The organism is Acinetobacter sp. GG23, assembly GCF_057766365.1.
This window is the reverse complement of record NZ_JBYMDJ010000006.1, coordinates 139,051-159,288: the sequence shown is the minus strand read 5'-3', so window position 1 is coordinate 159,288 and position 20,238 is coordinate 139,051. Positions and strand designations below refer to the sequence as shown.

The 20,238-nt window shown below is 39.5% G+C and carries 22 protein-coding genes and 1 other RNA gene; 10 read left to right on the top strand and 13 right to left on the bottom strand.

All coding sequences use genetic code 11. From position 1 onward, the window contains the following. The 8 genes from AC3CAU_RS11455 to lpxA all read left to right on the top strand — a co-directional run bounded on the left by AC3CAU_RS11455 (nt 1) and on the right by lpxA (nt 8,860). Entirely contained in the window at nt 1-825 is an 825-nt protein-coding gene (locus AC3CAU_RS11455; protein WP_447052856.1) for a phosphatidate cytidylyltransferase, read from the top strand. Beyond that, nucleotides 826-2,022: a 1-deoxy-D-xylulose-5-phosphate reductoisomerase gene (ispC, locus tag AC3CAU_RS11450; RefSeq protein WP_447052858.1), complete on the top strand. Its 1,197-nt coding sequence runs from the start codon at nt 826-828 to the stop codon at nt 2,020-2,022. Between the two features lie 3 nt (nt 2,023-2,025). Further along, nucleotides 2,026-3,381: an RIP metalloprotease RseP gene (rseP, locus tag AC3CAU_RS11445; RefSeq protein WP_447052859.1), complete on the top strand. Its 1,356-nt coding sequence runs from the start codon at nt 2,026-2,028 to the stop codon at nt 3,379-3,381. A gap of 41 nt (nt 3,382-3,422) precedes the next feature. Then, nucleotides 3,423-5,936, top strand: a complete 2,514-nt coding sequence (gene bamA / locus AC3CAU_RS11440; protein ID WP_447052860.1) for an outer membrane protein assembly factor BamA — start codon at nt 3,423-3,425, stop codon at nt 5,934-5,936. Between the two features lie 78 nt (nt 5,937-6,014). Further along, nucleotides 6,015-6,512: an OmpH/Skp family outer membrane protein gene (locus AC3CAU_RS11435; RefSeq protein WP_131214584.1), complete on the top strand. Its 498-nt coding sequence runs from the start codon at nt 6,015-6,017 to the stop codon at nt 6,510-6,512. Between the two features lie 3 nt (nt 6,513-6,515). Beyond that, complete coding sequence (gene lpxD / locus AC3CAU_RS11430; protein WP_447052861.1) at nt 6,516-7,583, top strand: UDP-3-O-(3-hydroxymyristoyl)glucosamine N-acyltransferase; 1,068 nt, start codon at nt 6,516-6,518, stop codon at nt 7,581-7,583. A gap of 6 nt (nt 7,584-7,589) precedes the next feature. Beyond that, nucleotides 7,590-8,075, top strand: a complete 486-nt coding sequence (fabZ, locus tag AC3CAU_RS11425; protein WP_171459127.1) for a 3-hydroxyacyl-ACP dehydratase FabZ — start codon at nt 7,590-7,592, stop codon at nt 8,073-8,075. After that, on the top strand, nt 8,072-8,860 hold the full coding sequence (gene lpxA, locus AC3CAU_RS11420) for an acyl-ACP--UDP-N-acetylglucosamine O-acyltransferase (protein WP_447052862.1): 789 nt from the start codon (nt 8,072-8,074) through the stop codon (nt 8,858-8,860). The genes fabZ and lpxA overlap by 4 nt, the downstream gene beginning before the upstream one ends. A gap of 54 nt (nt 8,861-8,914) precedes the next feature. On the opposite strand, the gene AC3CAU_RS11415 is transcribed toward lpxA, so the two are convergent. Next, complete coding sequence (locus AC3CAU_RS11415; protein WP_424620691.1) at nt 8,915-9,781, bottom strand: YbgF trimerization domain-containing protein; 867 nt, start codon at nt 9,779-9,781, stop codon at nt 8,915-8,917. Between the two features lie 294 nt (nt 9,782-10,075). Here AC3CAU_RS11415 and ffs point away from each other — a divergent pair. Beyond that, nucleotides 10,076-10,172: signal recognition particle sRNA small type (gene ffs, locus AC3CAU_RS11410), an RNA gene on the top strand. 500 nt (nt 10,173-10,672) lie between these two features. Here the strand turns inward: ffs and AC3CAU_RS11405 are convergent. The 4 genes from AC3CAU_RS11405 to AC3CAU_RS11390 form a co-directional block, all read right to left on the bottom strand. Continuing rightward, nucleotides 10,673-11,272 carry a regulatory protein RecX gene (locus tag AC3CAU_RS11405; RefSeq protein WP_447052863.1) on the bottom strand — a complete coding sequence of 200 codons (600 nt, stop codon included), beginning with the start codon at nt 11,270-11,272 and terminating at the stop codon, nt 10,673-10,675. Between the two features lie 87 nt (nt 11,273-11,359). Further along, complete coding sequence (gene recA / locus AC3CAU_RS11400) at nt 11,360-12,403, bottom strand: recombinase RecA (RefSeq protein WP_131214572.1); 1,044 nt, start codon at nt 12,401-12,403, stop codon at nt 11,360-11,362. Between the two features lie 411 nt (nt 12,404-12,814). Continuing rightward, nucleotides 12,815-13,252, bottom strand: a complete 438-nt coding sequence (locus AC3CAU_RS11395; protein WP_131214570.1) for an RNA-binding S4 domain-containing protein — start codon at nt 13,250-13,252, stop codon at nt 12,815-12,817. After that, nucleotides 13,245-13,919, bottom strand: coding sequence for an HAD-IA family hydrolase (locus tag AC3CAU_RS11390; RefSeq protein WP_131214568.1), 675 nt, complete (start codon nt 13,917-13,919; stop codon nt 13,245-13,247). The genes AC3CAU_RS11395 and AC3CAU_RS11390 overlap by 8 nt, the downstream gene beginning before the upstream one ends. Nucleotides 13,920-14,137: 218 nt before the next feature. Here AC3CAU_RS11390 and AC3CAU_RS11385 point away from each other — a divergent pair, with 218 nt between their 5' ends. Beyond that, on the top strand, nt 14,138-15,439 hold the full coding sequence (locus AC3CAU_RS11385; protein ID WP_131214566.1) for a tyrosine-type recombinase/integrase: 1,302 nt from the start codon (nt 14,138-14,140) through the stop codon (nt 15,437-15,439). Here the strand turns inward: AC3CAU_RS11385 and AC3CAU_RS11380 are convergent. The 8 genes from AC3CAU_RS11380 to AC3CAU_RS11345 all read right to left on the bottom strand — a co-directional run bounded on the left by AC3CAU_RS11380 (nt 15,349) and on the right by AC3CAU_RS11345 (nt 20,238). Beyond that, a complete protein-coding gene (locus tag AC3CAU_RS11380) occupies nt 15,349-15,570 on the bottom strand; it encodes a hypothetical protein (protein ID WP_131214564.1) in 222 nt (73 codons plus the stop codon). The genes AC3CAU_RS11385 and AC3CAU_RS11380 overlap by 91 nt on opposite strands. Further along, nucleotides 15,570-15,932 carry a hypothetical protein gene (locus AC3CAU_RS11375; protein WP_447052864.1) on the bottom strand — a complete coding sequence of 121 codons (363 nt, stop codon included), beginning with the start codon at nt 15,930-15,932 and terminating at the stop codon, nt 15,570-15,572. Before AC3CAU_RS11375 ends, AC3CAU_RS11380 begins: the two co-directional genes overlap by 1 nt. Beyond that, nucleotides 15,929-16,135 (bottom strand): hypothetical protein, encoded by a 207-nt coding sequence (locus tag AC3CAU_RS11370; protein ID WP_447052865.1) that lies wholly within the window; start codon nt 16,133-16,135, stop codon nt 15,929-15,931. The genes AC3CAU_RS11375 and AC3CAU_RS11370 overlap by 4 nt, the downstream gene beginning before the upstream one ends. Further along, nucleotides 16,128-16,538 carry a hypothetical protein gene (locus AC3CAU_RS11365; RefSeq protein ID WP_447052867.1) on the bottom strand — a complete coding sequence of 137 codons (411 nt, stop codon included), beginning with the start codon at nt 16,536-16,538 and terminating at the stop codon, nt 16,128-16,130. Before AC3CAU_RS11365 ends, AC3CAU_RS11370 begins: the two co-directional genes overlap by 8 nt. Then, nucleotides 16,535-17,152 carry a hypothetical protein gene (locus AC3CAU_RS11360; protein WP_447052868.1) on the bottom strand — a complete coding sequence of 206 codons (618 nt, stop codon included), beginning with the start codon at nt 17,150-17,152 and terminating at the stop codon, nt 16,535-16,537. The genes AC3CAU_RS11365 and AC3CAU_RS11360 overlap by 4 nt, the downstream gene beginning before the upstream one ends. Further along, a complete protein-coding gene (locus tag AC3CAU_RS11355; RefSeq protein ID WP_447052869.1) occupies nt 17,149-17,577 on the bottom strand; it encodes a DUF551 domain-containing protein in 429 nt (142 codons plus the stop codon). The genes AC3CAU_RS11360 and AC3CAU_RS11355 overlap by 4 nt, the downstream gene beginning before the upstream one ends. Before the next feature lie 122 nt (nt 17,578-17,699). Further along, nucleotides 17,700-19,337 (bottom strand): hypothetical protein, encoded by a 1,638-nt coding sequence (locus AC3CAU_RS11350; RefSeq protein WP_447052870.1) that lies wholly within the window; start codon nt 19,335-19,337, stop codon nt 17,700-17,702. Between the two features lie 22 nt (nt 19,338-19,359). Further along, nucleotides 19,360-20,238, bottom strand: a complete 879-nt coding sequence (locus AC3CAU_RS11345) for a PD-(D/E)XK nuclease-like domain-containing protein (RefSeq protein ID WP_447052871.1) — start codon at nt 20,236-20,238, stop codon at nt 19,360-19,362.

The window sequence follows — 20,238 nt, the reverse complement described above, 5'->3', positions numbered from 1 at the left end:
ATGTTAGAGCGGATTATAACCGCATTGGTATTGGTAGCAGTCGTACTTAGTTGTATGTTTGTTACACAGTCTCAGTATCCAATGTTTGTGCTGATGATTGTTGCAGCAGGGGTCGCAGGGTATGAGTGGTTTAAGCTTATGCCAAGAAAAAATAAAAACCTGGTGAAACCGATTGCTTGGGGTTATGGATTAGCGACAGCAGCATTAGCAACTTTGGCATTATATTTTAATGATATCGCTCTATTACTTTGGGCAGCGTCCATTTTTTCATGGATTTTAAGCATCTTTTGGGTTAAATCGTATCCGAGTTATGATGGGTGGTATAACCCAAGCTTAAATGTAATCGGTTTTATTTTAATTTCTGCTGCGGTTACCGCAATTTTTTCGGTTTGGCATAGCTCGCCATGGTGGCTCATGTACCTGTTTTTACTGGTATGGGGCGCAGATAGTGGAGCTTATTTTGTCGGACGTAAGTTGGGTAAGAAAAAACTGGCACCTGATGTGAGTCCAAATAAATCAGTTGAAGGGTTATATGGCGGTATTTTCACTGCAATGATTATTGTGGTGATGGTCGAAGTCGTTTATTTGGATTTAACCTTAGCTCAGCATATTTTATTTTTAATTTTATCTATAATAACTGTATTTAGTTCTGTATTGGGCGATTTGTTCGAGTCTATGATCAAACGTCGTGCAGGAATTAAAGACTCGGGTCGTATTTTGCCAGGTCATGGTGGGGTGCTTGATCGTATTGATTCATTGCTTGCTGCTGCTCCAATTTTTGCTGCAGGCATGTATGTTTTAAAACTTATTGGTGTAGATTTATAGATGTCACAATCTGTTTGTATATTAGGTGTAACGGGTTCCATTGGTCAAAGTACCTTAAAGATTCTGCAACAGCATTCTGAAAAGTATTCTGTATTTGCAGTTACGGCGCATAGTCGAATTTTGGAACTTGTGGAAATATGCAAACAATATCGACCAAAGATCGTGGTTGTTCCATCCAATAAAGTAGATGAACTCAAACAGTATTTTCGAAATCAAAATCTGAAGAATATTGAAATTCTGTCCGGTGAAGCTGGGTTAATTGCCGTTGCTGAACATACAGATGTCGATGTAGTGATGGCAGCGATTGTTGGTGCTGCAGGTTTGTTGCCTACACTGGCTGCAGTGAAAGCCGGTAAGCGTGTTTTATTGGCCAATAAAGAAGCGCTAGTGATGTCGGGTGAACTCATGATGCAAGCTGCACATGATTATCACGCAGAATTGCTTCCTGTCGATTCTGAACATAATGCCATTTTCCAATGCCTGCCTCAGAATTATTTCCAAACAGAACGAAATGGACAACCCAAACAAGGTGTGTCACGTATTTTGCTCACTGCCTCTGGTGGTCCATTTTTAAACCATAGTTTTGAACAATTACAAAGGGTGACCCCTGCACAAGCGTGTAAGCATCCAAATTGGTCGATGGGGCAAAAAATCTCTGTAGATTCTGCAACCTTAATGAATAAAGGCCTGGAACTCATTGAAGCTTGCCATCTGTTTGCAATTTCAGAACAGTTTGTAACAGTGGTGGTTCATCCGCAGAGTATTATCCATTCTATGGTTCAGTATGTGGATGGTTCGACTTTGGCACAAATGGGCAATCCGGATATGTGTACGCCAATTGCACATGCGCTGGCATGGCCAGATCGTATTCAAACCCATGTACCTGCACTTGATCTGTTTATGAATCAACAGTTGGATTTTCAAGAACCTGATACCAGTCGGTTTCCAGCATTGAAACTAGCGCGACAAGCAATGCAAAGTGGCGGTTTGGCACCCGCAATTTTAAATGCTGCCAATGAGATTGCCGTAGCTGCCTTTTTGAAAAATAAAATTGGCTTTACTGAAATTCCTCAAGTGGTTGAGCAGACTTTGAATCAAGTTGAAAGCGGGATTGCAGAATCTATTGACCTTATTTTACAAGCTGACCAAGTTGCTCGTTCTGTAGCACAGCAAATTGTCATCAATAAAGGAAACTAAATCATGAGTGCCTTGTTTATTGTCGTGGCAGCCATTCTTTTACTTGGACCGCTTATTGCGATTCATGAGTTTGGGCATTATATTGTCGCACGTAAACTCGGTGTAAAAGTTTTAGTTTATTCGATTGGTTTTGGACCAACATTGCTGAAATGGACGTCTAAGAAGTCTGGTATTCAATATCAGCTTTCTGCATTGCCATTAGGTGGCTATGTAAAAATGTTGGATGAGCGTGAAGGCAATGTTGCTGAACAGGATTTACCCCGAGCATTTAACCGTCAGCATCCCTGGAAGCGGATTGCGATTGTTGCTGCAGGTCCACTGATTAATTTAGCCTTTGCCGTGGTTTTATTCTGGATTTTATTTATCCCGTCACAAGAACAGCTCAATACTCGCGTAGGTAAAGTGTTGCCGAATACACCGGCTGCAACTGTTCAAATGCAAGTTGGTGACAAAATTACTACAGTAGACGGTACGCAAATTACTACTTGGGAAAAGCTAAATTTTGCCTTGGTCGATCGGGTCGGTGAAACAGGTTCAATCCAGATTCAGGCTGATCGTGACGGGCAAGTTAAAACCTTCCAGTTACCCATTCAAGATTTCTTAAAAAATCAGAATCAATCTGTTTTAGATAGTTTGGGTTTTTTACCCTATCGTCCCTATATCGCACCTGTTGTGAGTAAGCTGAGTGAAGATGGTGCAGCGATCCGCCAAGGGATGAAAGAAGGCGATAAAATTATTGCAATTGATGGTGTAAAAATGAATGACTGGTTCGATGTGGTTCAAGTTGTTCAGGCTTCACCAGAAAAATTGTTAAAAATAGATATTTTACGTCAAAATCAATTGATACATTTAGAAGTGATGCCACAAGGCAAACGTGACAACATGGGTAATGTTTCAGGTGTGCTTGGCGTACAGAATATCCCCGGGAAAATAAATATTCCTGCAGACTATAAACAAATGATTCAATATAGTCCGACTGAAGCATTTATGATGGCAGTTGATAAAACGGGTCAAATTTCAGGTATGATTTTGAACTCAATCATCAAAATGTTTCGTGGTTTAATTGGTCTGGATAATTTATCTGGTCCAATTACCATTGCTAAAGTGGCAGGACAAAGTGCGGAAATGGGTTGGCAGACCTTTATCTCTTTTATGGCTTTAATGAGTGTAAGCTTAGGTATTTTAAATTTATTACCGATTCCTATGCTGGATGGTGGACATTTAGTTTACTATTTTATTGAGCTGATTCGTGGTAAACCTGTTTCTGAACAAATACAATTGGTTGGTTTAAAAATTGGTATGGTACTGCTCGGTAGCATGATGCTCCTTGCATTATTCAATGACTTCATGCGTTTATAACAACGTAGATTCGAAATAAATTAACATCGGAAAAGACTGGCATGCAGCACACACATTTATTTATGCCTTTGGCGCTCATTAGTGCAATGGCAGCAGTACAACAAGTATATGCAGCAGATGAATTCATTGTCCGCGATATCAAAATTGACGGGCTTGTTCGTTTAACGCCAACAAATGTCTATGGGATGTTACCTGTCAATGCTGGCGATCGTGTTGATAATACGACTATTGCAAATTCAATTCGTGCTTTGTATGCCACTGGCTTGTTTGATGATATCAAAGCCTCAAAAGAAGCTGATACGCTGATTTTTACAGTGGTTGAACGTCCATTGATTTCTAAGGTTGAGTTTAAAGGAAATAAGCTTATTCCTAAAGAAGCACTTGAAGAAGGGCTAAAAAAAATGGGTATTGCAGAAGGTGAGGTTTTAAAAAAATCGGCACTGCAAACCATTGAAACCGAGCTTGAACAACAATATATGCAGCAAGGTCGTTATGACGCAGATGTAAGTGTTAAAACGGTGGCTAGACCGAATAACCGTGTTGATTTAACGATTGATTTTGTCGAAGGTAAAGCAGCTAAAGTTGTTGATATCAATATTATTGGCAATACTGTGTTTAAAGAAAGTGAAATCAAGCAAGCTTTTGCAGTCAAAGAAAGTAGTTGGAGTTCGATTGTTACGCGTAACGATCGCTATGCACGTGAGAAAATGGCAGCAAGTCTGGAAGCTTTACGTGCATTGTATTTAAACAAAGGTTATATCAATTTTAATATTACCAATTCAAGTTTGAACTTGAGTGAAGATAAAAAGAATATCTTTGTTGAAGTCACTGTGGAGGAAGGTGAGCAATTTAAATTTGGTGAAACCAAGTTCTTGGGTGATGCACTTTATAAACCAGAAGAATTGAAAGCTCTACAAATTTACAAAGATGGCGAAACTTACTCTCAAGAAAAAGTAAATGCGGTTAAACAGCTTCTACTTCGTAAGTATGGTAATGCAGGTTATTACTATGCCGAAGTGAACATGGTTCCTGAAATTAATGAAGAAACCAAACTGGTTAACTTGAATTACTATATTAATCCAGGTCAACAGGTAACGGTACGTCGTATCAACTTCACCGGTAATACTAAAACTGCGGATGAAGTATTGCGTCGTGAAATGCGTCAAATGGAAGGCGCATTAGCAAGCAATGAAAAAATTGACTTGTCTAAAGTCCGTTTGGAACGTACTGGTTTCTTCAAAACGGTAGATATTAAACCTGCCCGTATTCCTAATGTGCCAGATCAAGTTGATTTAAATATTAATGTGGAAGAGCAACATTCTGGAACAAGTACTTTGGCAGTCGGTTTCTCGCAAAGTGGGGGTGTGACCTTCCAAGCAGGTCTAAGTCAAACGAATTTCTTGGGTACTGGTAATAGTGTTTCGATTGATTTATCCCGTTCAGAAACACAAGATTATTATAATTTAAGTGTGACTGATCCGTACTTCACCATTGATGGTGTGCGTCGCGGTTATAACATGTACTACCGTAAAACCAAGTTGAATGACGACTATAACGTCAACAACTATGTGACGGACAGTTTTGGTGGTGGTATCAGTTTTGGATATCCAATTGATGAGAACCAAAGCATCAGTGCAGGTCTAAATATTGACCAAACTGACGTCACCACAGGTCCATATGTTTCAACTTATGTTCGAGATTATTTATTAGCGAATGGTGGTAAAGCTACGGGTTCAGGTACAAGGTGTGGTGTTACTCTAGTTCCAGATCCAACAACAGGTATACCTACTTGCCCAGCGGGAGCAGAAGTTCCATTTGATAATGAATTTAATGGTGATTTTTTAACCTATAATTTAAATTTAGGTTGGTCTTATAATACTTTAAACCGTCCTGTTTTCCCGACGTCAGGGATGTCACATCGTGTGAATGGTGAAATTGCATTACCAGGCAGTGATGTTGAATATCAAAAACTGACCTATGATGCGCAAGCATTCTTGCCGTTGCCATATGACTTTGTACTTCGTGGCTATGGTAAATTAGGATACGGTAATGATCTACCATTCTATAAAAACTTCTATGCAGGTGGTTTTGGTTCGGTACGTGGTTATGACAACAGTACCTTGGGTCCGAAATACCCGGGCGTAACCTATAATGAGTCGCGAACTAAAGACTATGATCCAGAAGAAGTAGGGGGTAATGCGCTGGTACAGTTTGGAGCAGAACTGGCATTACCATTACCGTTCAAAGGGGATTGGACGCGTCAGGTTCGACCAGTTATTTTTGCTGAAGGGGCACAGGTATTTGATACCCAATGTAAGGTTCCTAGCGGAAACTTGTATTTAAATGGTACTGTAACTGATCCAGGTGTAAGTGCTAAACAATATTGTGAAGACAATTTTGGGTTTGATGCAAATAACATGCGTTATAGCGTAGGCGCTGGCTTTACTTGGATTACCATGATTGGGCCACTTTCACTCAGTTATGCATATCCATTAAATGATAAGACGGGTGACAATACTAAAAATATCCAGTTTGAAATCGGTCGTACTTTCTAAGATAACGTAAGAATAATTCAGGTTGTGTTAATACATTCTCGGGTGAATTGGCACAACCACAAGCTTAAAGAGAAAATAATGAAAAAAATGACGATGGCGATAGGCATCGCCTTGGCAAGCATCGCGTCTTTGACGCAGGCTGCAGGTTATGGGGTGATTGATTTAGAGCGTCTGGTAGAAAATAGTAGCTATTTAAAACAGCAAAATACAGCTGTACAGCAAAAAATTCAGCCGCAGACTACTAAAATTGAACAGTTGTCTAAAGAGCTTGAAACATTACAGCAACGGGCACAGTCCAACACCAAATTTACAGATGCTGAAAAGCAAAAGCTTTCAGCACAGTATCAGGCCAAATTTCAAGAGTTGAATCAATTACAACAATCCGTTCAAGGTAGTGTGCAAAGCTCGATTCAGCAAATTCGCACTGTTTTTGATGCGCGTGTGAAGCAAGCTGCTGAACAATTGCGTAAAGAAAATAACCTGGATATTGTTTTAAATAAAAATTCAGCACTTGCCTATGACCCTAAATATGATTTAACTGATAAAATGATCCAAAAGGTCAATATTATTAAGTAATCAATGAATCCTAGACAATTTCGCTTAGAAGATCTTGCTCGCCTGGTACAAGGCGAGTATGTCGGTCAATCTGATTTACTATTAGAAGGGTTGGCAAGCTTAGATGTCGCTCAAGCTAAACATATTGCGTTTGTAAATGCTGAAAAATATTTAGATCAAGCACGTGCTTCAGCAGCAGGTGCCCTTATTGTTACCTCAGCTTTAAAATCACAATTAGATACGCATAATAATTTTATCATCGTCGATAATCCTTATCTGGCTTTTGCCATCCTGACCCATGTTTTTGAGAAAAAACATACTCAACAAGGGATAGAAAGCACCGCTCAAATACATCCTTCTGCCATCGTATCTGATAGTGCCTATATTGGACATTATGTGGTGATCGGTGAACATTGTGTCGTGGGGAATGAAACCATCATTCAATCCCACGTTAAAATCGATAATGATGTAGAAATCGGCAAACAATGTTTTATTGATTCACACGTCACTTTAACCGGTGAAACCAAAATAGGTAATCGAGTACGTATTCATGCCAACAGTGTGATTGGTGGAGAAGGCTTTGGCTTTGCACCTTATCAAGGTAAATGGCATCGTATTGCACAGTTAGGCTCAGTTAAAATTGGGAATGATGTACGTATTGGATCAAATTGCAGTATTGACCGTGGTGCATTGGATGACACAATTTTAGAAGATGGTGTGATTATTGATAACCTTGTGCAAATTGCCCATAATGTCAAGATTGGTGCCAATACAGCGCTTGCAGCAAAATGTGGTATTGCAGGTAGTACCAAAATTGGCAAAAACTGTGTATTTGCGGGTGCAGTAGGAGTAGTTGGTCATATTAATATTACGGATAATGTGACAATTACTGGCATGTCAATGGTCACAAAAAGTATTTCTGAGGCAGGAAGTTATTCTTCAGGGACACCCATGTTAGAAAGTTTACACTGGAAACGTGCGGCTGTACGCTTTAAACAATTAGCAGATGTGCCATTGACCCAATTAGTGAAACGGCTTGATCATATACAGGCTCAAATCGAGTCCCTTGAATCAACTTTTAAGCGTAAATAGAATATGATGACTGAGTCGAATAATCCTGCATTTACGAAGCCTGAATTGCCAATGCACATTCAACAAATTCGTGAATATTTACCTCACCGCTATCCATTTTTATTGGTCGATCGAATTGTAGATGTGACTGATAATGGTATCGTTGGTTATAAAAATGTTTCAATTAACGAAGAGTTTTTACAAGGACATTTCCCGGGCTACCCAATTATGCCAGGTGTACTGATTGTTGAAGCATTAGCTCAAGTCTCTGGTATACTTGGTTTTATTATGAATAATGAAAAACCAGGCCCAGGTTCATTGTTTCTTTTTGCGGGCGCAGAAAAAGTCCGTTTTAAAAAGCAAGTCGTTGCTGGTGATCAACTGGTATTAAAATCAGAATTGGTTATGCACAGACGTGGCATTTACAAATATAATTGTATAGCCACAGTCGATGGCGTGGTAGCAACAACCGCGGAAATTATGGTTTCGCATCAGAAAATAGAGCAGGCATGAGTAATAACGATTTAATTCACCCAACCGCCATTATTGACTCATCTGCAGTTATTGCTTCAGATGTAAAAATTGGTCCTTATTGTATTATTGGGCCACAGGTCACCATTGGTGAGGGCACTAAGCTACATTCACATGTAGTTATAGGTGGCTACACTCGCATTGGGAAAAACAACGAAATATTCCAGTTTGCGAGTGTGGGTGAAGTTTGTCAGGATTTAAAATATGCTGGCGAAGAAACTTGGCTTGAAATTGGTGATTTTAACCTGATTCGTGAACATTGCAGTTTGCATCGCGGTACGACTCAAGATCAGGGTATTACTAAAATTGGCAGTCATAATTTATTGATGGTCAATACCCATATTGCACATGACTGTGTGGTGGGTGATCATAATATTTTTGCCAATAATGTGGGTGTTGCTGGACATGTGCATGTCGGCGATTATGTAGTAGTTGGAGGGAACTCGGGTATCCATCAATTCTGCAAAATCGATTCTTTTAGTATGATTGGCGGTGCTTCGTTAATTTTGAAAGATGTGCCTGCTTATGTGATGGTTTCAGGCAATCCAGCGCATGCCTTTGCAATGAATGTAGAAGGGATGCGTCGTAAAGGTTGGTCTAAGAATGTGATCCAAGGATTGCGTCAAGGATTTAAATTGATTTACAAGGAAGGTTTAACCACCGAACAGGCGATTCAACAGATTCGTGCGGAAATCCTTCCTGAAGTTCCTGAAGTTCAGTTGCTGATTGATTCTTTAGAACAATCCAAACGTGGTATTGTTCGTTAATTGAATATGCTTCTACAAAAAAAGACACCCTAAAAGGTGTCTTTTTTTGTATTTTTATTTTTTGAAATAACCCGCTTCTTCGGACTTCGGATAATCTTTGATTAACTTGGTTTTAAGTTGATTGGCCAATATTGTATTACGGTCTACATCTTTAGCAATATTATGCAGTTGATACAAGGCAAGTGAAGCCTTGGCCGAATTTGGATATTGATTGATCACAATGTTGTAATTCTTTTTTGCCTCAGCGTAATTAGTCGGTTCAATGGCCAAATTGAATTCTGCCAACCAGAAATAAGCATTACTAATATAAATGCTGTGGGGATTATTTTTAATAAAGTTTTTCATCGGTGCAATGGCTTTTTTCGCACCACCTTGTTTATAGGCATCTAAAGCAACGGTATAAGCAGCTTTGTCCAGATCAGCCGGAGATGTGGTTTGAGTTTTTGTTACAGACGTTTGAGTCGTGACCGCTGCTGGCTGAGTAGAGGCTGTCTTTGCTGCGACTACTGGTGCTGTTGTTGGGGTATTCACGGTGCTGGGAGACGTACCCTGTTGGTTATCCTCCTCTGAAGCAGTACTCTCGGGATCTATTTTTTGCTGTAACAGTTCAAGTCGCTGATCCAGATCAGTATAGCGATTGGTGAGTTCATGTTTCAGTTTTTCTATTTCATTGTCCTGTTCTTCAATTTTACCGCGTAAGGCACGAATATCATTTTCTAGTTGCTGATTTTTTTGCATGATTTGCCAGTTCAGATTGGTCGGCACATTGGCAGTCGTAGCACCAGAATTAATTGCGACGCTGTTAGCGCTCGACTCAACAGGGTTTTGACTTAAACCGCGAGATTCAATTGGAACGTTTGCATAAATTGAAGCTGAACCAAATAAGGCGAGGGCACATAAAACATGCTGTTTGAGCATCATAAAAATATCCATTTCGTATTCTTAGGTATATTCAAAATTTGCAATATTTAGAATGTACCTATTTAAAAGATCTGACCACATTAAAAACGTCCATGCTGTGAAATGCAATATGCATTTACAAACTTGTCGTAGGTTTAAAGTAATTGTTAGCCTTGCTAAAAATATATAAAAATGCTGTTTTTAATCAAGATTGTTTTTTTAATAATCAAATAATATCAATGTTGAACGAAAAGTCATCACAAGGCTTGCAAGTTAAATAAAAATCTCTATACTCTGTTCTTGCAATGGTAGCCCCGCTGGTGGCTTCGCAATTGTACTCTGTGAACCCCGCCAGGACCGGAAGGTAGCAACGGTAACAGAACTATGATGTGCCGAAGTTTTGCTAGTGGGGTTGCCACCATATTGATAATAAAAAAATGATGCAACCATATTTTTTCTTACCCTTATCTATCATTCCTTATTTTAAAATTACATGTAGTATTTTCTATATGATGATCATACTTATTTCTATTTTGCTTACGCTATTGTTCATTTCATTTTAATCCCTTGGTCTTAAGATTTTCATTTGATTATTTGGCACTATAATTTTTTTTATCCTATTTTTAAATCATTTGTTTATGGTGTTATAGGATATTTTATAAATGATCAATGCTTAATGATTGTGGCTCAGAGACGATTGTAATTGGATTTAACGAAAATTGAAGTGATTGATGAATCTATGTTGAATGGATTTAGTTCACATCAATCTTTATTCAAAAGGGTGGAGCAGTCCTGAAATCAGACGTAATGAGCATTTAGAAAAATTCGATGAGCTCCCTATTTATTTTCTCACAGGTTATTCAGATCACGACCGGGATTGATCAAGATTTCGAATTCTGCGAATGGATAGTTTTAATCTTCGCTTTTACGGCTAATTGCTTTCATAATTGTATCCATTTCAAAACCTCGATACATTAAAAAGCGTATTTGTTTTGCTTTAAGTTTTGGTTCTTTTTCTACTTTTGCACCATATTTTTTTACTTTCAATTGGTAAGCCTGTTCAGTCCAATCGGTTTCCTTTAATTCTTCCTGAATTAAACTCGTGTCAATTTTTTTTGATTTTAACGCCAGCTTAATGCGGTTTGGACCTTTGCCTTTACGTTTTTGACTCGATAACATGATTTCTGCCACGCGTTGGTCACTTTGATAATTTTCTTTTGCCAGCTCATCAACCAGCTTTAAAACTTCTTCACGATCCATGGCATACAGTGCCAGCTTTTCAATCAGGTCGGCTTTTGAGTATTCTCTGCGTGTCAGTACTGCAAAGGCATAAGAGCGTAAACGAGAGCCTGTCAGGCCTTTTGGCTTGGGCTGCGGGTCATCTTCAAAATGTAATGCCTCTGATTCTATGGGAGCGGAGAATGCTTCTGATGTCGATTCTGACGATGAATCATCAAATTGGTGCTTGATAGCTTCATAGTCCAGCATTTTGGGGAATTTGGAATTGCTCATATTGTGTATCTATCACATCAAATAAAAAACGCCCCGTAGGGCGTTTTACAGTTTAACTCGAAAAATTCGACTTTAACATCATGCTATTTAAGCATCGAGTAAGTCTGGTTCTTCTTCATCCTTTTCTTCAATTGGCTTGGTGATCGGTGTTAACAGCTTTTCGCGAATCAGGCGATCAAGTTCCTGTGCAATTTGAGGATTTTCCTCTAAATGACGGATAACATTGTTTTTACCCTGACCAATTTTATTGCCTTGGTATGAATACCACGCACCCGCTTTTTGTACCAGTTCTTGCGCAACAGCAAGATCAACCAGTTCACCCAGCTGATTGACACCTTTACCGTACAAAATCTGGAATAACGCTTCTTTGAACGGAGGTGCCATTTTATTCTTCACGACTTTAACACGTGTTTCAGAACCGACAATCTCGTCACCTTCTTTTACTTGACCAATACGACGGATATCCAGACGTACAGAAGCGTAGAATTTAAGTGCGTTACCACCCGTAGTAGTTTCAGGGCTACCGAACATTACACCAATCTTCATACGAATCTGGTTAATGAAGATCACCATACAGTTAGAGCGTTTTGCATTACCGGTAATTTTACGTAATGCCTGACTCATCAAACGTGCTTGTAAGCCCATGTGGGAGTCGCCCATTTCGCCTTCAATTTCTGCACGTGGAGTCAAGGCAGCCACGGAATCGACAACAATCATGTCAACCGCACCAGAGCGAACCAGCATGTCTGCAATCTCAAGTGCCTGTTCACCATTGTCCGGCTGAGAAACCAGCAGGTTGTCAAGGTCTACACCCAGCTTACGTGCATACTGAGGGTCAAGCGCATGCTCAGCATCGATGAAGGCACAGGTACCACCCGCTTTTTGACATTGTGCAATTGCTTGCAAGGTCATTGTGGTTTTACCCGAAGATTCAGGACCGTAGATTTCTACGATACGACCTTTCGGCAAGCCACCAATACCGAGCGCGATGTCCAGGGTTAAAGAACCTGTAGATACCGCTTCAACTGCCAGTACAGTATTATCGCCAAGGCGCATCACTGTATTTTTACCAAATTGTTTTTCAATTTGGCTTAGGGCAGCATTCAGCGCCTTACTTTTATTATCATCCATCTCACAACCTCAAAACGATGTCACAAAAATATTAACTTAAGTGGATGAGTTACTTTAAAACGTGTTCCACCCAAGTATAGTGACAGATTCATTCTTTATGTTCTATATCAATTCGGTCAAGTACGACAGAATATGACGCTTAAATGAGGTCTGTTAACCTTTCATAAATGGCTTGCGCTGTAGGCTAAAATTGAGCAGATGAGGCATGAAACAAAGAGAATAGCGAGACTATTTTCAAGTTTTATAACGACATCTGAGATAATTTTAGCCACAGCCCTACGGGACAAGCATGGTTTTTGCTGCTATATCGTTGCGAAGCAGTCATTTAGAATGACTAAATTTCCTGCTCTACGCCTCATATCAGCTAAAAAATATGCATCGTCGCAGACATAGACGAAGTGCTAACAGCCCCTAATCGCTGTATGACCAGTCTTGGTCAAACTGTTGACCATTATCTTGTTTAAATTTACTGATTTGTCGGCGATCTTTTTTACTTGGCCGATGTTCAGGTCGGGCTAGATTATGCAACTTTCTTTGTGTTGTAAGCAACTCTCGTCGTGCAACACTAACTTCTGTTTCATCATACAGTTGCTGGGCAATCGGGGCTGCACCACGGTTTGCTGACAATGCTTTGATCACAATAGTTTTCCGATCAAAACCTTGCTGAATAGTCAGTTCCATTCCAACGCGAACTTCTTTAGACACTTTAACGCGCTCACCATTGTGATGAACCTTACCACCCTCAATAGCGGCTTTTGATATCGAGCGGGTTTTAAAAAAACGTGCCGCCCATAGCCATTTATCAACACGCATACTTTCAACAGTGTTTTGTTGAGAAGGATTAGGCATATTTTTTCAGATCCTCAGCTTGTTCTAACAGAACGATTAAGTCGGTTAAGTCTTGTAAAATACGATAAGGACTTTCAGTCCGTATCTTTCCTTTAGATGAGGGCTGTGCAATGGTAATTAAATTGCCAATACCAAATTTTTTTGCACTATTAAGTACTTTTTCTGTGTCATCAATAAAATAGGCTTGATTGATTTGGAAGGGGTGAAGTGCTTGTAGTTTTTGCCAGAACTCAATTGACTCTTTGGCGTAACCGATACTTTCACTGCTGATGATCACATCAAAATAATCAGCCAGTTGGGTGTGTTCCAATTTAAACTTTAAGCCTTCGCAATCTGCGTTGGTAGCAATCCAGCAAGGATAGCCATTGGTTTTTAGATAATCGAGTAATTCTAGACAGCCTGAACGCAGCGCAACTTTATGTTTAAATTCATGTTGCAGTGTTAGGGTATCGACCCCCACTTTTGCACTCCAGAACCGGGTTGAATACCAATTTAGGGTATGATTGTGTTCTTGATAAAAATGAAATAAAGATTCAGTGCTTTGTTCGAGCGTGCAGCCATGTGTGACCGCATGGCGAATGGGAAGTTGATGATTCCAGATGAAATCATCATAGGCAAGGTCAAGAAGTGTGCCATCCATATCAAAAATAATAATTGGTCTTTCCATTCAATAATCTCCAATGTTTTTCAAAGTTCAACAAGGCACATAGAAAAACCATACAATCACTGAAAATATTCATTTTTCGCAATTATCAATGCTTTTTAAATATTTTCAAAGTTCAACAAATATGTTTACGTTTCAAGAAAAATTATGTACAAATCTGTGTACATATTTTTGTCTTGTACATGAATGTGAAAATTATAGCGCATTGGATGATACGTAGCATGTCTTTAAGTGATTCATGGTTGAAATCAAATAACGGTAAAGTACGCGATAAAGTTGAAGTGGTGACTGATCGTGACGCCTTGTCTGTTCGCATATCACCAAAGGGGAAAATGGTATTTCAGTACCGGTATCGTTTTAATGGAAAAGCCAAACGTATAGATGTTGGTACATATCCGTTGATGAGTTTAAAAGATGCCAGAATATTGGTGCAGAAATACAAAATCGAATTAGATCAGGGAAAGGACCCACTTCAATTAAAGCTTAAGCGTGAAGATGACTATGCAAAGCAGCCGACGGTAAAGGAAATTTGTGACATCTGGTTTAACACGATTGGTATCAATAAGGTGGCATGCAAAGATGATTACCGAGCCTTTGAAATCCATGTTTACCCACGTGTCGGAAAACGCATTTGTGATGATATATCTCTACAAGAGTGGTCAGAGTTGCTATTTGCAATCGTGACAAATGCAAGAACAGTGGCAGTAAAAATTCTAGGTAACTTGAAATTGATTATGCGGTGGGGGTGTATTCACGGCAAGTTGAATAATCAGCCCATTCAGCATCTGAAAGCTGCCGATCTAAATGTTAAGAAAGTGAAGCGCTCACGTTATCTATCAGAACAAGAAGTATTCTGGGTGGTTCATGCATCACTTAGAAATAACGCGATGTCGCCAAAAAACAAGGCCATAATTATCATGCTTCTATTTTTTGGATGCCGTGTTTCAGAATTGCGATTAGCCAAAAAATCAGACTTCGACTTTCAAGAAAATATTTGGTATATCCCACCTGAAAATCACAAGATGGGGGATAGGACACACAAGCCAATTATTCGCCCCATCATTCCTCAAATTGTGCCATTTTTAAAGTATGTATTTTCATTATCACCAGACAGTTGTGAATATGCTTTCCCTAATTTAAAAGGAAAGAAATACACCAGGCTAGAGAAGGGATTTCAGACCACAATTCCAATGTATGTCGGGAATAGTATTAAAAAAATATTTGATGTGGAGATTGAACAGTGGTCAACCCACGATTTGCGCAGAACAATGAGAACACATATTTCAGAACTTGCACCACCGCATATTTGTGAAATTATGCTTGGGCATGGTTTACCGGCGGTATGGGGAACATACGACTTGCATGAATATTTGAGTGATCAGGCGCAAGCTTATGAAAAGTGGTTTTATAAGCTTTGCGCCATACTGGATAATTATGAGCGATTTGACATTAAAGGCTGTATATCAAGCGACTCAAGCAATCCGTTTCTTTCCTCCCATAATGCTACAGCCTTGATACCGTAGCGACTGCTTGATTTGCCATGTGCTTTGATTAGTGGCTCAGGAAAATCCTTTCTACTGCGCCAGTTAATCAAAGTACCCTTAGAGATACTGTATCGCTCCAAGAGTTCAGGAGTCGAAATATATAATCCCATCACAATCCCTCCAATTTCTTATCTGCTTCAAGACAACTTTCTACATCTGCAATGGCTTGTTTTGTCCTAAGCATAGGTGAGTAAATTTTTTTATTTAACTGCTCGCCACTATAAGGTGAAATAAAGTCTCTAGCTTTATCAATACCGCCATAAGATTCAACAATCCTGTGGCTTTCAACAAGGCGTTTTAGGTCATCCATTTTTACCAATTCATTCAACTGAACTTTGATATGAGATACACACGTATTTTCATTAATAAACATTCTCCCATCATCGGTGACATGGGTATGATTCGGATAATCTCGAACTAAATTTCTTGTATATTGGAGACCATGCTCTTTCATGAACTTATTCGCTTTCATGGCGCCTCCCGCAAACTTTGCAAAATAGTAAAAGGCAACTTCACATCAACGCCTTTCAATTCATTCCGTTCCACATAATCGTTAAAAACTTCATAGGCCAAATCGACTTCTTCACTGCTCATGATGTAATGTGCACCACCAATTTTTCGAGCTGCTAACGATTCAATGAGGTCTTTGGCTTGTTCTAGTTTTTGGTTAATCATGCTGCACCACCTTAATGATTTTTCTAGAAGCATCGCGAAGCTGAGCGACATCATCTTCTTCTAAATAAATTCCAATATTGGCAAATATTGCATGATCTTCTGCGTCATCAAGCCATTTACCAGTAGCAATACCATTTGGTTTTTTGGGATTAAACCACCAATAATTTATGGGAGAGGTTGGTTTGTCTTGTAAAGGAGCAGGAACCTTCACTCCATTGATATAAATAAAAGAAGGCTTGATCCTAAATTTAACAATACGTCCATGGTGGTTAGGCTCGCCTAAAAGACAACCTACTCTGAAACCAGTTTCTTTATTAAAACTTAACCATGCATCATCTTCATCATCAAAGTATTCGACGCTTTCACCTTCATTAACAGCAATAATTGCTTGAATCCCATTCATCCCTTTTGCTCCTGTGCTTTGTATTCGTCATACAACTTGATTGCATGAACAATGGCGTAGCAGCACCAAATATAATGAAAGGTTGATTTAGTCGTGGACGCTTCAAAAAAGTCTGTTAAATCCAAACCACCTGCTTCATCCGCATCCCAAGAATTAATTTCATTCCAAAACTCAAATTCACTCGAGCCTTGAGTTCCGCTTATAAAATCAGTAACAGCTTCTAGTGCTTGTTTGGATTTCTGTCTATCTTCAGGATCAGATAAATCAAGATCAGCAAGAAAATCCGTTAACCATCCTTGTAAAGATGAATTAGCGGTATCTATATCAAACTCACTAATAACGCCAGCTTCTACTTTTTCACCCCAATAACCCGGATTGATGTAGTGACCTGACTGAGGTCGAAAAAATCCAAACATGTCACTGGTGCGTTGAAAAATGAAATCACCCATGTCACCAGTAATCATTAGATAACCTGGGCGAGTGGTAATGTTGTAGTGCATTTCCATCGTGTTAGGATTCGCAATCGTAATATCGCGGAATACACCTTGATCTAAATTCACAGTCAGTTCATGCGAAGCAACATCTTTAAGGAATTGCTCTAAAGTTGGATTCATCCCTTTTGCTCCTGTGCTTCGATCATGGCTTTTTCTTTTGCTACTTTTGCATCATGTTCATAATAGAAATGAACGCTTTCAGGGAGCTTGACGCTCATCAGCATCCAGTGAGATACATAACAACTAACCGACTCCCATCCGTAGCAATTTCTTTGCTTAAATCCACCAGAATATTTTTTATCCCTAGTGGCTTGTACGATATGACCATAGTGATGCACTAAAACCTCCTCACCTTCTTCTGGCAAGCGATCTGAAGCATCAATCCATTCCGGCACCGCTTGGGCTTTGGCTGCTTGCCACATTTCCCAAACCACTTGCAATTGATCATCTTCAAAACATCCACCCAACCAGTTTTTATTTTGAAAGATAAATCCACGGCCATCGAGCTCATGGAAAAATTCGTTATGTTCTTCTTTAATATCCATCACGCCACCTGATTCAATAAGATTGTCAAAACCCCAATCGCTACTAAAAAACCAAATCCATATATAAATTCTTTCATATTCTTCACCAGTGGCCGCACCGGTTAGGGTGCGACCTTATCTAATTAGTCTTGTAATTCAGATTCACGAAGTTGAGCTTCTTTATCGATACGATCACGATCTGCGGCAGATAACTCATCAAATGCCGGATCTGAATATTCAGCGTTAATGTCATCCTGAGACTTGGCGTTTTGAATTCGCTTGATCACAGCATCGACATATGAGACTTCTTCTACTTCGGCAAACATGTCTTGCTGATTTTCTAAGAATGTTTTACGTGCTGCATAATCGGCAAGGACTTCACCCATATCGTCATTGGTTAGCTTCAATTTGTAATCACGAACGGTTGCAGCAATTTCTTTTAATGCTTCAACGCTAGGCGCACTGGCGATTTGATTTTTTAATCCATTTTTAGCCATCTGGCTTTTGATTTCGTTTACTTCAGGCGCTTTGGTTTCTTCCTTTTGAGCAACTAATTTTTCGGCTTCTGCTTGCAATCTTTGCAATTCATTAACACTTAAGTTGTCTGCAGCTGGCTGTTCTTCCGCTTGAACTGGTTCCGGTGCAAATTTTTCATACATCTGTTGAACATTGACTGCTAGCTGTTTTTTATCGCTCTCTGATAAATCAAAACTAGAATCAATTTGAGATTCAATTGCTGCAACTCCACGCTCACTTTTTGCATTATTTAATGCTTTGGCAAACGACTTTTTAACGTCTGCAGAAGTCGGCTTTTTAACTTGTTGCACTTCTACTGGCGGTATTTCCTCCTGGACTGCTTCAGGCTTTTTTGCAGTAGCTACCTCTGCTGCAGGTTGAAATTTCTTACCCTGGGCGCTGATTATTTTTAAAAGTTCTTCACGCTTTGCATCATCAGAAAGCATCAATACTTTGTTTTCTGCTTCATCAAGTGCAGCAGGGGATTTAGCCCCAAGAATTTCACGTTTCAACTGGTTGGTATCGGTTTGTTCAGACACATCTTTTTCAGGTGTAACGTCAATGATTCGGTCTTGTTCTTCATCGGCAGAACGTAAGCCCATTAACAACTCAGGTGCATAGACACGACCAAAGAATGAAGCAGCACGATAGCGAAGCATTTGTTCTGGCATGGTTTGCCATTTAGAACCATTTTTACCGTACCAACCCTCTTTAACAGCCATTTCAATTGTGATTTTTGATGACTCAATACGTTCGCCAGTTTCACGCTCAATCGCAAAGGCAACACAAGACATGTCCTGAATTTTAACTTTTTTAACAATGGTAGATTTTTTGCGATCAACCCATTCAGTTGTTGTGTATTCAACTTCTTTCTCACCTAAATCTACAAGTTCAAAACGAAGGGCAGAGAAACGACCACAGCTATTAATTGCAGCCATAATGAACTGAGAAGACCAAGCCGGGCGACCCTCGATCAGGTAAAGATTTTGCATAACCATTAGCGGATCTGCACCCATACGATTAGACATATTGAGCGCAATAACGCAGTTAGATAAACCGTTTGGATTAGGTTCATCGCGGTAAACCATATTGCCAAAACTATCTTTACCTGCTTTAACTTTAATGGTTGCGCGGTACTGCTCAGGTACAAGAGTTGAATTTGAAAGCATCTTTGCAATACGTTGAGACAGTTCAAACGATTCAAGATTTAAAAGACCAACTGATTGCTGAGATTGAACAGGCATGTTTTGAGTTTGAGCGTTCATAATAAATATTCCTAAAATTTAATTAGTTAAAATCGTTGTCTAAAGCTTGTTTGGTCATGTACGAAGGCAAATAAATGTCTTCTAAATCTTTTGAATAGCCATCCCACTTATCAATTAGTAGAGACTCAGCAAGTAAGGCTTTTGATTTGTTGTAACGCGCATCACCAACACTTAGAAATAAGTCGGAAGCCTTATATTGTTTGACGTTGAAGGGTGTATTTCGTTCAGCAATCAGGAAGATGAAAGGCGGCTTATCTTCTGTTTGGTAATAAGCCTGGAATCCTTCACGGTACATAGACGCTGAAAGGTCATAAGAAAAATTGGCACAGGTACGTGAAAATGCCATTGGACGTGCATCATCAGTCGTTTTTAAGTCGATGATCAGGCCGTTTGGAAACTCTTTACATGGGGCAATGTGCCAGTCAGGACGTATGCGAAGATTCAGACCAAAAACAGGATCAGTGAAGAAAAAACTTGCTTCAGCCATGCCGTAGTTATCTTGCATAGCTTTGTAGATGCTTAACGTACGTAGGTTGGTAGCCATGCGATTTGCGTTGTCTACATCTTCTTCTGATACAAGCATCTTGCCTTCATTGGCCTGTTCCCATGCTGCAGCTTCTTCTTTTCCTGCTTTAGTACGACGATCAAACTTAGGCGCAATCACAAATTCATTTTCAAATTGTTCAGGCTCAAGAAACATGGTGTGAACCAATGTGCCAAAGTTCATAGCAGTTGAAGCTTCTTTTTTAGCTTCCTTGCTGATGCTATTTACATAGAAATGAGCAGCAGAGCGGTTCATGTCTTTCAACTGACTAGAGCTAAACTCAGGGCAAGCGTGGTATTCATCATTGCTCATTTTTTCAATCAATGAGGCGGTAGGTAATTCTGCAAATGCGTTCAT

Bases quoted from the DNA above. Each gene is read 5' to 3' on its own strand.
- AC3CAU_RS11455 (WP_447052856.1), top strand. From the start codon at position 1: ATGTTAGAGCGGATTATAACCGCATTGGTATTGGTAGCAGTCGTACTT.
- ispC (WP_447052858.1), top strand. From the start codon at position 826: ATGTCACAATCTGTTTGTATATTAGGTGTAACGGGTTCCATTGGTCAA.
- rseP (WP_447052859.1), top strand. From the start codon at position 2,026: ATGAGTGCCTTGTTTATTGTCGTGGCAGCCATTCTTTTACTTGGACCG.
- bamA (WP_447052860.1), top strand. From the start codon at position 3,423: ATGCAGCACACACATTTATTTATGCCTTTGGCGCTCATTAGTGCAATG.
- AC3CAU_RS11435 (WP_131214584.1), top strand. From the start codon at position 6,015: ATGAAAAAAATGACGATGGCGATAGGCATCGCCTTGGCAAGCATCGCG.
- lpxD (WP_447052861.1), top strand. From the start codon at position 6,516: ATGAATCCTAGACAATTTCGCTTAGAAGATCTTGCTCGCCTGGTACAA.
- fabZ (WP_171459127.1), top strand. From the start codon at position 7,590: ATGACTGAGTCGAATAATCCTGCATTTACGAAGCCTGAATTGCCAATG.
- lpxA (WP_447052862.1), top strand. From the start codon at position 8,072: ATGAGTAATAACGATTTAATTCACCCAACCGCCATTATTGACTCATCT.
- AC3CAU_RS11415 (WP_424620691.1), bottom strand. From the start codon at position 9,781: ATGATGCTCAAACAGCATGTTTTATGTGCCCTCGCCTTATTTGGTTCA.
- AC3CAU_RS11405 (WP_447052863.1), bottom strand. From the start codon at position 11,272: ATGAGCAATTCCAAATTCCCCAAAATGCTGGACTATGAAGCTATCAAG.
- recA (WP_131214572.1), bottom strand. From the start codon at position 12,403: ATGGATGATAATAAAAGTAAGGCGCTGAATGCTGCCCTAAGCCAAATT.
- AC3CAU_RS11395 (WP_131214570.1), bottom strand. From the start codon at position 13,252: ATGCCTAATCCTTCTCAACAAAACACTGTTGAAAGTATGCGTGTTGAT.
- AC3CAU_RS11390 (WP_131214568.1), bottom strand. From the start codon at position 13,919: ATGGAAAGACCAATTATTATTTTTGATATGGATGGCACACTTCTTGAC.
- AC3CAU_RS11385 (WP_131214566.1), top strand. From the start codon at position 14,138: ATGTCTTTAAGTGATTCATGGTTGAAATCAAATAACGGTAAAGTACGC.
- AC3CAU_RS11380 (WP_131214564.1), bottom strand. From the start codon at position 15,570: ATGGGATTATATATTTCGACTCCTGAACTCTTGGAGCGATACAGTATC.
- AC3CAU_RS11375 (WP_447052864.1), bottom strand. From the start codon at position 15,932: ATGAAAGCGAATAAGTTCATGAAAGAGCATGGTCTCCAATATACAAGA.
- AC3CAU_RS11370 (WP_447052865.1), bottom strand. From the start codon at position 16,135: ATGATTAACCAAAAACTAGAACAAGCCAAAGACCTCATTGAATCGTTA.
- AC3CAU_RS11365 (WP_447052867.1), bottom strand. From the start codon at position 16,538: ATGAATGGGATTCAAGCAATTATTGCTGTTAATGAAGGTGAAAGCGTC.
- AC3CAU_RS11360 (WP_447052868.1), bottom strand. From the start codon at position 17,152: ATGAATCCAACTTTAGAGCAATTCCTTAAAGATGTTGCTTCGCATGAA.
- AC3CAU_RS11355 (WP_447052869.1), bottom strand. From the start codon at position 17,577: ATGGATATTAAAGAAGAACATAACGAATTTTTCCATGAGCTCGATGGC.
- AC3CAU_RS11350 (WP_447052870.1), bottom strand. From the start codon at position 19,337: ATGAACGCTCAAACTCAAAACATGCCTGTTCAATCTCAGCAATCAGTT.
- AC3CAU_RS11345 (WP_447052871.1), bottom strand. From the start codon at position 20,238: ATGAACGCATTTGCAGAATTACCTACCGCCTCATTGATTGAAAAAATG.